Consider the following 15,543-nt stretch of genomic DNA (forward strand, 5'->3'; position numbering starts at 1 on the left):
TATAAGTTAACTAGCATCTGTATTTAAATATTTACAACCTCTTATCAATAAATTCATACAATATTAACAATATCTACCTATACTGAAACTATCAATCTTAGGAGGTAAATAACGATGTCAATGTCAGTGTCAGTTCAAAAACCGTACCAATTGACCCAGTCGCAAAAAATGATGGTGTTTATCTTATCAATGTCACTTTACGGGTTATCAAACATGTTCACAGAGTTAATTCCATCTATACAATTAGGGTTCATTGAGCTTTCTGTAGAATACTTTGCTTTTATTCCTTTAACGCTATGTATACTTTTCCATCCTTTTTATGCTGCTGTTGGTGCTTCGCTTGGGGAAATTATATTCGGTGAGCTAATGCTTGGCCAATTTGGTGGTATTGGAGAAGTAGAAAAATTTATTACTTTTTCATTGGGCATGTTTATTGCAGGAATTTTAGTTCGTAATCCGCTTAATCGTAAACAAGTTACCATTGCAGTCATGGCAGGACTACTTGTTTATCATTTATTGGGTGCGATTGTAGATATAGGGAAGGTTTGGATTGGTGTTGATGAGTTTGAAGCAGTTTCAGGACTAGCAGAAAGTATTGTCATTGTAGAGGGTGTCGCGCTGTTAAATGATCTTCTATTCTCAGGAATTTTATTTGCTTTATTACCGACTTTGTATTTAGTGCCACGCTTATACGGGAAAATCGAACCGTTATTAGGAATGAAGCCACGTAACAATAAAGTGCACTATTCTTTAGGCCAGATTATTACCCCTAAATTAGTGGTAATTGCAGTTGTTCTAGCAAGTATTGCTATTTTATCAGAGTTTTTGTCAGAAACAGAATGGGCATTTGGGGAATGGGAGCCTGAGTTTTTAGAAACTATCGGGAATTGGTTTATTTGGGTACCTATTTCATTAGCTGCTTTAGTTACGATTGTGGTCCTAGTAGTAATACGCTCTAGATCAAAAATGAATACAAAGGAGCTAAAAAACGTTGGTTAAGCCGATTATTGAAGTAAAAGATGTGTCTTTTACATATCCAGGTGCTGAAGATAAAGTAATCAACAAGGCAAATTTGACTATTGATAAGGGAGAATTTATTGCGATTATTGGTGGAAATGGTTCTGGTAAATCCACCTTATGCAAGACATTTAATGGATTGATCCCTAAATTTTATGTAGGTGATTTTGAAGGGGAAGTGCTCCTAGAAAATCGTGATGTTTCGAGATGTTCAGTCGCTGAGCTGTCGAAAGATATCGGTTATGTTTACCAAGACTTTGAGAATCAAATTATGCGCCCAACAGTTATTGATGATGCTTCTTTTGCGCCATTAAATTTCGGCTTCAAAGATTATAAAGAAAGAGGACTGTGGGCATTAGAAGTAACCGGACTTTCTTCTATTGCCAATGAATTTATTTGGCAACTAAGTGGTGGACAAAAACATTTACTAGCGATTGCAGCAGTTCTTGCTATGAAACCGAAAGTACTAATTGTGGATGAGCCTGTTGCACAACTAGACCCTCAGCATGCAGAAGAAGTCTATAAAATACTGAAAAAGTTAAATGAAGAGTTAGGGATAACCATCATTGTGATTGAACATCATGCAGAATTTATAGCAGATTATTGTCATACTGTTGTGTTGATGGATCGCGGGCGTGTGTTATGGAAAGAGCCGGTGAAGCGTGCTTTATCGAGAGTGGATGAGTTAGTTGGCCATGGAATTTATCCACCCCAAATAACACAAGCAGCAAGAATGATAGTAGTAAATGATCCAGTCTCTGATGAGCTACCCATTACAATGGCAGAAGGGATCGGCCACTTTAGTATGTTTTCAAAAAGTACGCCGCTTTCACAACGTAAAGTTGAGAAATTAAATGTCCAAAAAGAAAAAGCAATTATCCACTTAGACAACGTATCGTTACAATTCCAGGATTTAAGAAAGCAACAAAAACAAGTATTAAATAACATTAATACTACCTTCTATGAAGGGGAACGTATTGCGATTGTTGGCAATAATGGTGCTGGTAAATCCTCCATGATCAAATGTATGGCAGGTATAGTCAAGCCGAGTCAGGGGGAGGTCATGGTTCTAAATAATAAAGCAACAAAGTCATCTCCCGAGAAATTAGGAAAATATGTTTCCTATGTGTACCAAAATCCTGAAGAAATGTTTATTGAAGACTCTGTTAAAAGAGAAATTGAACTTTTCTTAAAGGCAAGAAACGTGAAAGAGTACGAAAAAACAGTTGAAAATATTATAAATGACTTCTCTCTTTATGAACTGAAGGAAAGAGATGCTAGGCTACTAAGCGGTGGTCAAAAAAGAAGAGTATCCTTAGCTATCGCCGCTACCATGCAGCCCCAGGTCATTTTACTTGATGAGCCAACAGCCAATTTGGATATAGCGACAAAAAAACATGTTGTTCATATGCTTGAAACATTAAAATCACATGTAAAAACAGTTATTATAGCGACTCATGATATGCAGCTTGTAGCAGAGTGGGCGACTCGTATTATCGTCATGCATAAAGGTGAAATAATTGCTGATGGGAATCGACAGGAGATTTTCAGGAATGAGAAGCTGCTGCAAAAAGCGGGACTAGTAATCCCTCAAATAGTCGAGCTAAGTATGAAGCTTGGTTTACCACAACCAATCTATACTGTAGAAGATTTTTGTATGTATTTTAACAGCATAGAAGGCAGGGATAAAGCTTATGAATATGTATAAAAACTTATCAGATAAGTTTTCACTGGAATATGTAAAAGGAGAGCTTTTGAAAACAGCTTACGGTAGTGGCGATACCATGTTAGGTAGATTAGATCCAAGGACACTTATTTTTTGGTATATGTTTTTTGCCATTGTTCCATGGTTCATCCATAATGAAATCATTTTAGTTAGCTTTTTAGTATTTATGGTTATCATGACATATTTAGCTCGCGTAAGCCCGCTCATCTTAACTATTTTATGTGTAGGGTTACTAAGTGAAATAACCGTATTATTTATTATTTCTTTATTTTTTGGTGGGGATTTTGCATCAATGATTCCATTATTGTGGCTTACCATTAAGCTGGCAGTCATATCTTTGGCAAGTGTTGCCGTCTTTACAAGTTTAGATCCGGAAAAATTTAGCGATGCCTTATTACGCCTTGGTGTTCCTTCTCAAGTTTCTTTTAGTGTTTCTTATGGTTATCGTATTCTGCCTACCTTAATAGAAGAGTTTCATAAAGTAATATTGTCCTATCGTTTGCGTGGTAAAGCGCCTGAAAAACCTGGGGTATTTTATTGGCGTATGGGCGTTTATTATATGAAAATTTTGGTGTTATCTTTTTATCCCCTTATATTGAATGGGGCAAAGCGTTCAAGAACAACTGTTGAAGCATTAGAAACAAAAGGATTTAGCCATTCTACAAATAAGCAGGAAGTATTAAAGCTTAAAACGGCCTACTTTTACTTTAAGCGGAATGATTACTTATTTATTCTCTTTTCGATTTTTTATATTGGGATTAGTTTTACACTAGGTGTTTACTATTAAAAAGGAGTGTATAAAGATGAATTTTGATTTCCACACACATGGCAAGCTTTCTAAGAAGGTAGATTTTTCACTAGACTATTTTCAGAATATGGTTAAATCGGCGAAGGAAAATGGTCTTGACGGATTTGCATTAACAGAGCATTTCAATACGCATCATTTCTTTGATGTATATAATACGTTAGATGCGACTTATCCATATGAACACGGGTATTACTTGGTGGATAATGTAAAAGTGTTCCCTGGAATGGAAGTAGATATCCGGGAAGTTGGACATATTTTAATCATAGCAGATCGAGATACACTTCGAGAAATACGAATGCAACTAGAACCATATTCATCAAAAGAAAATTTTATTCACTTTGCTCAGTTGTTTGAACTTGTTGAACCCTATGAAGTTTTAATTATAGGTGCTCATCCTTATCGTAAGAGCACTCCTTTATATGAACTAGATCAATCGTTATTGAGTAAGTTGGATGCTTTTGATTTGAATGGGAAGGACCTGCATTCTATAGGAATCGACGAAAACTCACAATTAGTTTATGAATTTGCAAATAGCTTAAATAAACCGGTGGTTGGAGGAAGTGATACACATCATCGATTACAGTATGGCTGTATATTGAATGAGTTAGAAAGAGACTGTAACACTGTTAACGATTTAAAGGATATTATTTTAAATGGTAGTTACGCTGTTCGAATTTCCGAAAATTTGCATGAAAAAGTACAGAGTGCAACGGAGCAGAAAGCAATCGAGAAGGAAATGTATGAAGCCATGACAAATAAGTAATGAATTACACCTTTCACTGCTAGACGTATTTAGCAATGAAAGGTGTTTTTTCATACCTATATTTCAAGTGAAAGGAAAAGTTGAACGTATAGAGTTGAGTGTACATATAAGATAATTGTATCCAATAGCCAAAAGACAAGGTTAGAGCTTAGAGAAAAAATCTTCGGTTTAGCATGTTTTCGACTTAACCAACCCCTGTAATAGAGAGCTTTGCAGAGTATAAACCTTTCGAAATGAGAGTAAAAATTTGAATGCTGAGTAATTGTATTAGTAATAGCAATTTTTTAATAATATTACAATTGTTAATATTAAATATTTTTATAGCTAGAAAGTGGAAAAATCTATTTCTATAGTAAATAATTAAGATATTCACTAAATTCTGATTTCAAATCAATCAGCACAGTGAAAATAATAACGATTGGGGAGGAATTTTATTCGTGACAAACTACTCATTAAGTAATCCTGCAACTGCTAGTGTGTATGGTGCTCGAAGTAACGCTTTCATTCTTAAACAAATTCTGATACAGAAAGGAACTAGTTTACATGAATAAACGAAAATGGAAAAAGCCTTTTAATGCATTTTTGTCGTCACTCTTAGTAGCTAGTATCTTAACACCTGCCATACCTACATCAGCAGCTACAGGAAATGCTTCAGAATTAATTATTTCTGAGTACATTGAGGGAAGTAGCAGCAATAAAGCAATTGAACTTTATAATGGGACTGGATCTACAATTGATTTAAGTCAGTATTCCCTAGAACTTTATGCAAATGGAGCTACTACAGCAACTGCCACATTAAAACTTAGTGGAAGTATTCAAGCTGGAGATACTTATGTTATTTACAATAATAATGCGAATGACTCGATAAAGAGTAAGGGAAATCTTGCGAATGGTAGCGTTATCAATTTTAACGGGGATGATGCTGTTGTATTAAAAAAAGCAAACGCTGTCATTGATTCTCTTGGACAAGTAGGTACGAGAGTCAATAATATGGCGGACTTAACATTAGTTCGAAAATCGACTATTACATCAGGTGATACCGTTATTGATGATGCGTTCGAGCCTACTAAGGAGTGGGATAAACTTCCGATAGACGATGTATCTAACCTGGGCAAGCATTCAATGGATGGTTCATCAGTAGAACCAGGAACCCCAGTTGAGATCAAATCAATTGAACAAGCAAGAGCGCTACCTTTAGGCGATACGGTCACAATCAAAGCTATGGTAGCGGCGAAACTTAAAAATACAATCTCTGTTCAGGATGAAACGGGTGGATTAGCCGTTCGACCAGCTACATTAGATGCAGTAGTGGGCGATGAAGTCACGTTGACAGGCACATTAGCTGATTACAAAGGATTATTGCAACTAGACGGGGCAAAAATGGTTGAGAAGAAATCTAATGTAGGGTCACCAGCGCCTAAAGCTGTTACAGGTGCAGAAGTGGCAGAGGAAAATGAATCACGCCTAGTAAAAGCTAAAAATATTAAAATTTTATCTGTGGAAGATGGCAGTACGTGGGCGAACTATACTGTGACAGATGGTACTACTGAATTTGTCGTACGTGATGAGACAAAAACATTGAATTTAGCTGTTGGTAAAACCTATGACTCCATTACGGGGATTGTTCAGCAATTCGATACTGTATACCAAGTCATTCCACGTTCCACATCAGATATCGTTGAAGATGCGAGTGTTGTTCAGCCTGTCACGCCATCAGTGAAAGCTGGAGCAGTGGCAAAAGGTACTGAATTAGCTCTAACGACCCCAACAGATGGAGCAACTATTTATTATACAACGGATGGAACAGAGCCTACGAAATCAAGTAAGGTATATAGTAAACCAATTACTATTCAAGATAAAATGATAGTAAAAGCGTTTGCTGTTAAAGATGGTTTGAAAGATAGTCCTGTTGCTTCGTATGAATATACTGTTTTTGATTCAGCAGAAGGAATTCAAATTCATGATATTCAAGGAGAGTCACATGACTCCCAAATGAAAGGTAAGACTGTTTCAGGAATTGAAGGTATTGTCACATATATTTATAAAATCGGAAGCGGCAACTACTTCCACATGCAAACACCAGATTCGAAAAAAGACAACAATCCAAAGACATCAGAAGGGATTATTGTCTATACGGGTAACACAGCAGCGAGCGTAAAAGTTGGGGATCTTGTCAGTGTGAATGGTAAAGTAGATGAATTCCAAATTGACGGCTATGCTGACTCTAAAAAAGAGACGGATTTATCTGTCACACAGCTTAATGCTCGCAACGATCAAGGCGGGAAGGTAGGCGTGTTGAAGAGTAATGTCACCCTTCCAGAACCGGTAGTTATTGATCGTAATAATCTGCCATCTGAAGTGATTGATAATGATCAATTTACTCAATTTGATCCACAGGAAGATGCGATTGATTTCTGGGAATCTCTTGAAGGCATGAGAGTGCAGGTAGGAGATGTGAAAGCTGTAGGGCCTCAAGATCATGGTGATTTGATGACTGTTCTAGAAGATAGAAAAACAGATACCATTCATGGGGGTGTCTTATATACAGAGGATAATGCAAACGCAGATCGTATTCAGTTTAAACTGTACGATAATACACAAGCGAGAGATTTTAAAGTGGCGACAGGCGATAAATTTAAGGGGCCTATTACTGGGGTAGTAAACTATGGCTTCTCGAATTACAAAATCTACGCTGATTATGAGGATATGAAAGCAAAACTTGTGGAAGGTGATTCGAAGCCAGAAACCACAACAATTGTAAAAGAGGATGACAAATTAACCGTTGCTTCTTATAATCTAGAAAACTTCTCTAACAATACAAAAGAAACCTCTGAGGACAAAGCTGGCAAATTGGCTCGCGCGATTGCATCAGATATGAAAAATCCTGATATTGTTGGTGTAACAGAGGTTCAAGATAACAATGGTTCTGCTGCAGGAGATGCTGCTGCTGATCAAAGCTATAAGCGTTTAATTGCTAAAATTGAAGAAGCAGGTGGCGTGAAATATAACTATGCTAATATTGACCCGGAAAATAATGCAGATGGTGGTGCACCGAATGCGAATATCCGTGTCGGCTTCATGTATAATCCAGACCGCGTGCAATTAACGAAAGACATTCCAAGTGGTGATGCAACAACAGCAGTAGATTATAAAGATGGAAAGCTTTCATTGAATCCTGGACGAATTGATCCTACAAATCCAGCATTTGATAATAGCCGAAAACCGCTAGCTGCACAATTTGACTTTAAAGGTGAAAGTGTTGTTGTCATTGCGAATCACTGGAACTCTAAATCAGGAGATACACCATTGTTTGGCTCATCACAGCCGCCTAAATTGGTAAGTGAAGTTCAACGCCATAAAATTGCAACAATCGTGAGAGACTTTACAGAAAAAATTAAAGCTGACAATCCAGATGCAAATATTGTCTCAGTAGGTGATTATAACGATTTCCAATTTACTGATTCGTTAAAAATACTGGAAGGTAAATATATGACGAATATGATTAATAAAGTGGAAAAAGCCGATCGTTATACGTACGTATATCAGGGGAATTCACAGGTATTAGATCATATTTTGGTATCAAATAATCTAGCTAACTCGGCGAATATCGATATTCTTCATATCAATTCAGATTTCACTGACATGGCTGGTCGAGCGAGTGACCATGATCCAGTAATGGTGCAGCTTGCCTTGGCGAAAAAAGCAGACGACGATATTGCTGAACCGATTATTCCTAAAAAGATGGTTCATTTAGTAAATGTTAAACAGAAAAAACTAACATTTGCTCCACCGAGCATTGGAGTGAATTTTGAAAGTGGCAATATTTCAGAGGGAATTATCATTAGAAGTTCTCAGTATGCAGAGCTTAAAGGAAAAGGATTCGAGAAAGGCTTTAAAGGAGCGACAGTGACGGTTGACCCTAACAAAGCGGGTGCAATTATTAACTTCACAGGTCTTGCGTTAGAAAAAGTAATTATTGATGGTCCTAATGTCAAGGAAATTAGAGGGGCTGAAAATCTAAAAAATATCGTTTATAAAAACGGTGCGAACCCTGAAACAATTCAGTTTAGAGATTCAGAGGGCAAAAAAATAGAGCAGCCTAATAAACCAGCAGAAAACAATGCACCAGTAGCCAAAAAAGGTTTTGATAATCAAACGATAACAGCTGGAAAAAAGCTAAACTTTTCTTTGGCAGATTATTTTCTTGATCCAGACGGAGATAAACTAACCTTCAGTTCTACGATGGGCACGATTAACGGTTCAGAATTAACGTTAGATTTGCCAACTGGTACACATTTAGTGGCTGTTACAGCTTCAGATGGTAAAAAATCTGTTACTTCTCGTTTCAGCGTAACTGTGACAACTGCCAATGCTACGGATCAATATTATAGCGATGCTATCGGGAAAGAAGGGCAAGCGTTAAAAACGGCATTGCACGATATAATAGATGATAATAAAGTGCTTTCATACAGTGAAGTATGGGATGCTTTGAAAATCACTGATGAGGATCCAAAAAACAAAAATAATGTTATCCTTCTTTATACAGGTGAATCTCGCTCAAAGGATAGAGCCGGTGGCAATGCGGGCGACTGGAATAGAGAGCATACATGGGCTAAATCCCATGGCAATTTCGGAACGAGCAATGGCCCAGGTACAGACATTCATCATTTACGACCAGCCGACGTTCAAGTTAACGGGGCAAGAGGTAATCTAGATTTTGATAACGGTGGAAACGCAATCAACGGTTGCTCTCTTTGTAAAAGAGATGGCGATTCGTTTGAGCCGCCAAATGACGTAAAAGGGGATATTGCAAGAATGCTCTTTTACATGGCTACTCGTTATGAAAAGGGTGACAGAGTTGACTTAGAATTGAACGATCAAGTCAACAATGGAACAAACCCTTACCATGGCAAACTATCTGTTTTAAAGCAATGGAATAAACAAGACCCGGTAAGTGAATGGGAAAAACAACGAAACGAAAAAATATTTAACATTCAAGGGAACCGAAATCCATTTGTTGATCATCCAGAATGGGTAGAAGCTATTTGGTAAATTATTAGATAAACTCAGAAAGCTGAACTATTAAAAAATGCTACTTTAGCATTCTTAATAATAGTTCAGCTTTCCTTTTGAGGCAGGGTATAAAAAAAGCACCCAATATGAAGGAAGGACGGGGCGACGGTTTAATCCTCCCTTCAAGGGGGCTTTGATTTTATTGGCTGGCCACTTTTTCTTGCTTCTTAAATCGTACATAAGAAATGGACTGAATTTTAATAAGTATCCATCCGAAGCCTTTCCAAGATAGGAGAAGCGTTAGAATGGCTGCGAAACATAGATATATTTCTAACCAATGGTTAGGTGAAATTTTAGCTAAGTAGTCATTCAAGTGATAATGTTGATAAATAAATAGGATAAAACGATGCAAGAAATAAACTTGTAGAGATCTTACTCCTATTACTGTATACCATGTTTTTTTGTTAGGCATGATTGCCATAACGGCTAAAGAGACAATCGTCGTCACAATCATTAAACCTAGACGGATAAAACCACCCATGACCGGTAGGCCTGCAACTACATACGCATTACGACCTGACAATAGGGGACGTAAGCCATAAATCAGATCAATATTGAAGTAGATAAAGGCTATCGTTAATAAGAGAATAACCCCACTTATTATGCGAACAGATTTTTTTTGTAAAAAACAAGCGAGTTTTTGCGGATTTGTATAGTAACCCGCCATAAAGAAAGGTAGATAGACTATAATTCGAGAAGCGACTAAAAAATCACCTACTTCTTTATCGTAGCCAACTAATAAGGCTAATACTGTAGTGCCAATGAGCACATACTTTGGTTTGAATTGATTTAAGAAGTAACCTATGCAAAGCCACGCTGCCATGGCAAACATAAACCATGATACGCCATCTTCAGAAAACATGGTTAAGTCATAGCTCTCGCTTCCAAACCATACATGAAGCATAAGATACAGCACTATTTCCAATATAAAATAGAGCAATAAGAAAGTCAGTACTCGATCAATTCGAAATGGTGATTTATTAATAGTAGATTTACTAAATAAACCGGCTATAAAGATAAAGAGAGGCATATGAAAAATATATATAAAGAAAAATAGAACCTGCATATTACGAGAGATATCAGTATAGTAGTCAACGAAGTGCCCGAGAACTACTAGAAAAATCAATAAAGCTTTTGAATTATCAAAAGTAAAAACTCGTTCTTTAGCAATCAATACGTAATTCCTCACTTTCATTTCAACTATCTATTATATTATTGATATAGTAGATAGTTTTTAAATTATGAAGCTAGTTTGCGCATTATTTCGTGTTGGTTCTAAAACTAATCTAAAATGCAAAATGGCGACCTAAAAAATAAAAGGCCCATCTGTGAGAGTGGGACTTCTGAAAGAAAGTTAATGGTAAAAAGTATATTTAGCACAGTAACATTCTAAGCTTCTATCTAACGGAGGTTTCTCTCGTCCTCCTAAATTGATATTATTCTTGAGGTCACTATGTTAAATCTTAATGGCTATAAAAGTATCTTACAAGGAAAATCATAATACTTTAATGAAAAGAGCGAAATTTTACTATACTGCTTTGTTTCTATTGGAGTAGATTTGTTTGAATTCATATTAAAAAGTCCTTTTATTATGTTTTTTTTCTCCATTCAAACTATTAAAGTGAAGCCATAGTTTTTCAGTGGAAATAATATAAAAAGCCAACAAAATTGTTGGCTTTTCAAGGATATTAATCTTCGTCCTCATCATTTTGATTATCATCATCGTCTGCTTGGGAATCATCGTAATCTAATGATTGTTTTTCAAGTTCTACTTCTTTGCCATTTAAAAATTCTACTTCGGCTTCCATATCATATGAACCTTCCAAGTGTAACTCTGTTTCAATAATTGATTGCATTTCTTCTTCTGTTAACTCCGTGGATGCTTCGAATTTCTTAACTAAGGCTTCAACCGTCGCTTTTGAGATGAATTTCTTACTTACTTTTATTTTGGCATGGCCTTTTTTATATTCATACTCAGCCTCGAAGTCATCATCATCAGTCTCAATTTCTAGTTCGAATTCACGAACTTTTTTTGAGTATTCTACGCCATGCTTGTCTACTTCAGCACCGTCTTTAATCTTATCATGATCAGAATCTGGATTGCTGGGATCCGTCCTAAGCTCTACTTCAGCTCTATTGCTTAATTTGTCACCATCCGCATCTTCCAACCCATCGTTTACATGATTTTTATCAGTGTCTGCAGATAAAGGATTTAAGTGAAGCTGGTATTCCACTATATTTGGAAGACCATCCTTATCTTTGTCTTGTGAAGCGATATTTTTACCAGTTAGCTTATACTTCTTTTCCCATTTATCAGCGATCTTATTTTTATTTTTGTCATGAGTTTGTGTTTTCTTCCCATGGCTTTTTTCTGAATGTTCTTTTGCATTTGCTACAGTCATTCCCTGTGACAGTAGCAATGTTGCTGCTAGTCCTACACTCCATGCATTCTTCATGTTTATCATATACATTCTCCTTTTATAGATAATTCGGTAACTGGCTGGCTTAGTGGAAACCACCTTAGCCCCTATAGCTTTGCGTAACTATATTTCTATAGTGTTGCCTTGTCGTTGTCTATCTTTATACAGAAGAAACAGCAACAATTATTTATAAATATAATGAGTTTTTTGTATGTTGAATAGGTTAAAAAGGCCTATCCTTAGAAAATTTTTTGAATATTAAAGAAGTTAGCTATTAAGGCATAGTAGAATTATTAATGCGTTTAATAAGGAGTACAATGAGATAAGCTTTAAAGAAGGGAAATATAAATAACTTAGAGCAGGTGGCAGGTATGAACAGTTACATAAAACAACTGGTTGAATTATATAACCAACATAAGAATGAAGAATACGCGAACTGGTCAAAAAATTATTTGCGCAATCAGTTTCAATTTTTAGGAATCCGAACCCCTATCCGCAGAAAGCTGACGAAACAATTTTTGAACGAACATGGTGTCCCCTCAAAAGAAAATCTAAAAGAGGTCATTTTAACATTATGGGAGCTTCCCGAAAGAGAGTATCAAAAGGCGGCGCTCGATATACTAGAGAAGGCAAAAAAGGAACTTACGCCTGAGGATATGCCGTGGCTATGTTCTTTGTTGGTGACGAAATCATGGTGGGATACGGTAGATGTACTTTCGCCACATATAATGGGGTATTTGTTTACAGCCTATCCACAGTTGATTTCTTCGTATGCAGATGAATGGATTTTAAACGACAATATATGGTTAGAAAGATCAGCATTACTGTACCAGCTTCGGTATAGGGAACAAACAGACGAAGACCGCCTATTTCACTATATTCGTACAAGAGCCGACAGCAATGAATTCTTTATTCAAAAAGCGATAGGATGGATCTTGAGAGAATATGGGAAGACGAACCCTGATGCAGTAAAGGAGTTCGTAGCAACAAATCAATTAAAACCGCTTAGTAAACGTGAGGCCTTGAAAAGACTCTTATAATAATGAACAGAACGTAAACTCAGCCTATTGAAGGCTGAGTTTTTTATTTAATTTTTTATAAGAAAGTGGAATATAAAAAACCAAAAAAATGTTGGCTTTTCAAGGATATTAATTATCGTAGCGCCAACTTTGGAAATCATTGTGTTGGCTGGTACCTAAAATATAAATATATTTATCATTTTTTTGAGGGTCTAAAAATTTAGCTAATCAACCCGATAAATTAAAATATGCTAACAAAATAGAGATATAAGGAGTCTTAAGCATGAAGGGTTTTAACCACTTTTTAATATGTCCAATCCTTTGCCTTCTTTTCTTTGGTCTGCAAATGAATGTAGAAATAGAAGCTAAAGGCAAAGACAGAATAGAAAATAAGATTGATCCTACTATAAAAATACAAAGCAGCTTAGAACAAAAAGTAGCTAAAAGCAAGAAAAACAAAATTAAGGTAATTGTACAATTGGAAGAAAAATTCACGCCAGAAGGACGAGTATCTAAGAGTCAAAAGGATAAGCAGGAAAGTAATATACAGGAGACTCAAGATGCAGTTATTGAGGATTTAGATAACAAAGGCCATATTTCTAAATATAAAACCATTCCCTATATGGCAATGGAGGTAGATGAAGAGGGTCTAAAAGCTTTAGCCGAGAATCCGGATGTTAAGAGTATCACGGAGGATGGCGTCATTTCTAAAAGCGATATAAAAACCAATTCAACCCTGCTTGAAGATAAATTAAGAGCAAAGGATATTGTTACAAACCGTCTTATGAATACAGAGAGTGCATGGTCTGCTGGATATACAGGGGAAGGGAAGACCATTGCTATCCTTGATACAGGTATAGATCGAAGCCATCCCTATTTAAAAGATAAAGTCGTCTATGAAGCATGCTTCAGTTCGGACCGAAATTGTGATGGGAAAACGACAGCGACAGGAGCAGGCGCTGCGAATGATATTGAGGGTCATGGTACACATGTAGCTGGAATTGCAGCAGGTAAAACGACGAGCTTTTCAGGTGTTGCTAAAGATGCGAATATTTTAGCAATAAAAGTACTGGCAGATAAGGATGGAGAAGGGAATTTTTCCGATTTATTAAATGGGCTAGAGAGAGTCTATTTATTAAGAGATCAGTATGATATTTCTGCTATAAATATGAGCTTAGGTGGTGGTAAGTATTCAAGTACTTGTGATAGATACTATACCAGCATAAAAAATATGGTAGACAATCTAAAAAGTGCAGGCATCGCGACGATTGCAGCTTCTGGCAACGACTCCTATAAAAGCGCCATCAGTGCACCTGCCTGTATCTCTTCTGTTGTGAGTGTAGGCTCCACAAATGATTACGATCAGGTGTCCAGCTTCTCAAATAGCGTTAGCTTTTTAGATTTATTAGCACCAGGGGAACCTGTATATTCTTCCTTGCCTGGAGGGGGGGATGGCTATTTGTCAGGGACATCAATGTCAACACCTCAGGTAACAGGTGGATTTACACTGGTTCGTCAAAAATATCCTAATTCCTCTGTAGATCAAATTCTCTCTTACATGAAAGAAGACGGTGTGAGCGTTACAGATAGGACGAATAACACGACAACACCTAGATTGGATTTTTCTTGGATGCAAGTCATTGGGATAACGTTAGACAGAGTGCAAAAACCGATTTTACTGGGAGAAACTATTGTATGGACAGATGTCCCAAATGCTTTCCAATATGAAGTAGAATTATATAAGGACAATACGATCATCTATACAACGCGGGTTGATGGTACAGTACATGAAATAAATCTATCCTCTGAGATGGAGAGTCCGGGGAGCTATACAGTGACAGTCCGAGCGATAGGAGATGGTGCACATTATCAGGACGGACCTGTTTCAACGTATTCTGATACAAGTAAAATCATATCAACTTTAAAGCAAGTTAAAAAACCAATCTGGGATAGCAATACTATTCGATGGGATGAAGTGACAGATGCTTCCCAATATGAGTTAAAACTCTACAATGGAAAGACATTAATACAGACGCAAACAGTTCAAAACAATGTTCAGCAATTTAATTTTGAAAAACAGATGGTAAAGCCAGGCTCATATACAGTAACCGTTCAGGCAATAGGTGATTCAGTGAATTATAGAGACAGTATTGTTTCTAGTCCATCTGAAGTAAATAAAAAATTGACAACGTTAGCAAAACCACAAAAGCCAACTTGGAGTGGCGATAGCATTCATTGGAAAATGCTCGAACATGCTAAAACAGCCGAGTTGCGATTATATAGAGGAAAAACGCTAATCCTAACTAAAAGAGTCGCGGCAGGAGATAAGAAGTATAATTTTTCTTCTAAAATGAAAAATCCTGGTGAATACACTGTAACCATCAAAGCCATCGGTGATAATAAAAGCTACCAAACTGGAGCAGCATCAGCACATTCGGATAAAAAGATAACGTTAAAACAAGTATTAAAGCCTTCTTGGAAAGGTACTGTAATTCAATGGCATTCGGTAGCGAAAGCCTCAAAATATGAACTCACATTATATCGTGGAGCTAAATTAGTCAATAAAAAATATGTTACCGGGAGTACCCATAAATATAGCTTTACTTCAAAAATGAAAGTCCATGGAACTTACACAGTAACTGTTGAAGCAATAGGAAATCATAAAACATATAGGAACGGACCGATTTCACGTCGTTCAGTTGGAAAAAAGAGATAGA

General features: G+C 36.6%; 9 protein-coding genes and 1 riboswitch. Of the genes, 7 read left to right on the forward strand and 2 right to left on the reverse strand.

What is annotated here, in order from left to right; all coding sequences use genetic code 11:
* The first annotated feature begins 120 nt into the window (after positions 1-120).
* The 5 genes from AC6CHJ_RS01395 to AC6CHJ_RS01415 all read left to right on the forward strand — a co-directional run bounded on the left by AC6CHJ_RS01395 (position 121) and on the right by AC6CHJ_RS01415 (position 9,366).
* Positions 121-999 (forward strand): DUF8171 family membrane protein, encoded by an 879-nt coding sequence (locus AC6CHJ_RS01395; RefSeq protein ID WP_392995686.1) that lies wholly within the window; start codon positions 121-123, stop codon positions 997-999.
* Positions 992-2,725, forward strand: coding sequence for an ABC transporter ATP-binding protein (locus AC6CHJ_RS01400; RefSeq protein WP_498287056.1), 1,734 nt, complete (start codon positions 992-994; stop codon positions 2,723-2,725). Before AC6CHJ_RS01395 ends, AC6CHJ_RS01400 begins: the two co-directional genes overlap by 8 nt.
* Positions 2,712-3,530 (forward strand): energy-coupling factor transporter transmembrane component T family protein, encoded by an 819-nt coding sequence (locus AC6CHJ_RS01405; protein ID WP_498287057.1) that lies wholly within the window; start codon positions 2,712-2,714, stop codon positions 3,528-3,530. Before AC6CHJ_RS01400 ends, AC6CHJ_RS01405 begins: the two co-directional genes overlap by 14 nt.
* A 16-nt stretch (positions 3,531-3,546) precedes the next feature.
* Positions 3,547-4,314 carry a PHP domain-containing protein gene (locus tag AC6CHJ_RS01410; RefSeq protein ID WP_498287058.1) on the forward strand — a complete coding sequence of 256 codons (768 nt, stop codon included), beginning with the start codon at positions 3,547-3,549 and terminating at the stop codon, positions 4,312-4,314.
* A 543-nt stretch (positions 4,315-4,857) separates the two neighbouring features.
* Complete coding sequence (locus AC6CHJ_RS01415) at positions 4,858-9,366, forward strand: endonuclease (protein WP_498287059.1); 4,509 nt, start codon at positions 4,858-4,860, stop codon at positions 9,364-9,366.
* A gap of 160 nt (positions 9,367-9,526) precedes the next feature.
* On the opposite strand, the gene AC6CHJ_RS01420 is transcribed toward AC6CHJ_RS01415, so the two are convergent.
* Together AC6CHJ_RS01420 and AC6CHJ_RS01425 are read right to left on the reverse strand one after the other, a co-directional pair.
* Positions 9,527-10,561 (reverse strand): acyltransferase family protein, encoded by a 1,035-nt coding sequence (locus AC6CHJ_RS01420; RefSeq protein WP_498287060.1) that lies wholly within the window; start codon positions 10,559-10,561, stop codon positions 9,527-9,529.
* Between the two features lie 514 nt (positions 10,562-11,075).
* Positions 11,076-11,852, reverse strand: a complete 777-nt coding sequence (locus AC6CHJ_RS01425; RefSeq protein ID WP_498287061.1) for a hypothetical protein — start codon at positions 11,850-11,852, stop codon at positions 11,076-11,078.
* Between the two features lie 23 nt (positions 11,853-11,875).
* Positions 11,876-11,961: riboswitch (cyclic di-GMP riboswitch) on the reverse strand.
* Positions 11,962-12,178: 217 nt separating this feature from the next.
* Between AC6CHJ_RS01425 and AC6CHJ_RS01430 the strand changes: the two genes are divergently transcribed.
* Together AC6CHJ_RS01430 and AC6CHJ_RS01435 are read left to right on the forward strand one after the other, a co-directional pair.
* Complete coding sequence (locus AC6CHJ_RS01430; protein ID WP_498287062.1) at positions 12,179-12,847, forward strand: DNA alkylation repair protein; 669 nt, start codon at positions 12,179-12,181, stop codon at positions 12,845-12,847.
* A gap of 262 nt (positions 12,848-13,109) precedes the next feature.
* A complete protein-coding gene (locus AC6CHJ_RS01435) occupies positions 13,110-15,542 on the forward strand; it encodes a S8 family peptidase (RefSeq protein ID WP_498287063.1) in 2,433 nt (810 codons plus the stop codon).
* The last annotated feature ends 1 nt before the right edge of the window (position 15,543 follow it).

Source organism: Rummeliibacillus sp. GQ308 (genome assembly GCF_059759115.1).

Excerpts from the sequence above, each read along its gene's own strand:
- AC6CHJ_RS01395 (WP_392995686.1), top strand. The coding sequence starts at position 121 with ATGTCAGTGTCAGTTCAAAAACCGTACCAATTGACCCAGTCGCAAAAA.
- AC6CHJ_RS01405 (WP_498287057.1), top strand. The coding sequence starts at position 2,712 with ATGAATATGTATAAAAACTTATCAGATAAGTTTTCACTGGAATATGTA.
- AC6CHJ_RS01410 (WP_498287058.1), top strand. The coding sequence starts at position 3,547 with ATGAATTTTGATTTCCACACACATGGCAAGCTTTCTAAGAAGGTAGAT.
- AC6CHJ_RS01415 (WP_498287059.1), top strand. The coding sequence starts at position 4,858 with ATGAATAAACGAAAATGGAAAAAGCCTTTTAATGCATTTTTGTCGTCA.
- AC6CHJ_RS01425 (WP_498287061.1), bottom strand. The coding sequence starts at position 11,852 with ATGATAAACATGAAGAATGCATGGAGTGTAGGACTAGCAGCAACATTG.
- AC6CHJ_RS01430 (WP_498287062.1), top strand. The coding sequence starts at position 12,179 with ATGAACAGTTACATAAAACAACTGGTTGAATTATATAACCAACATAAG.
- AC6CHJ_RS01435 (WP_498287063.1), top strand. The coding sequence starts at position 13,110 with ATGAAGGGTTTTAACCACTTTTTAATATGTCCAATCCTTTGCCTTCTT.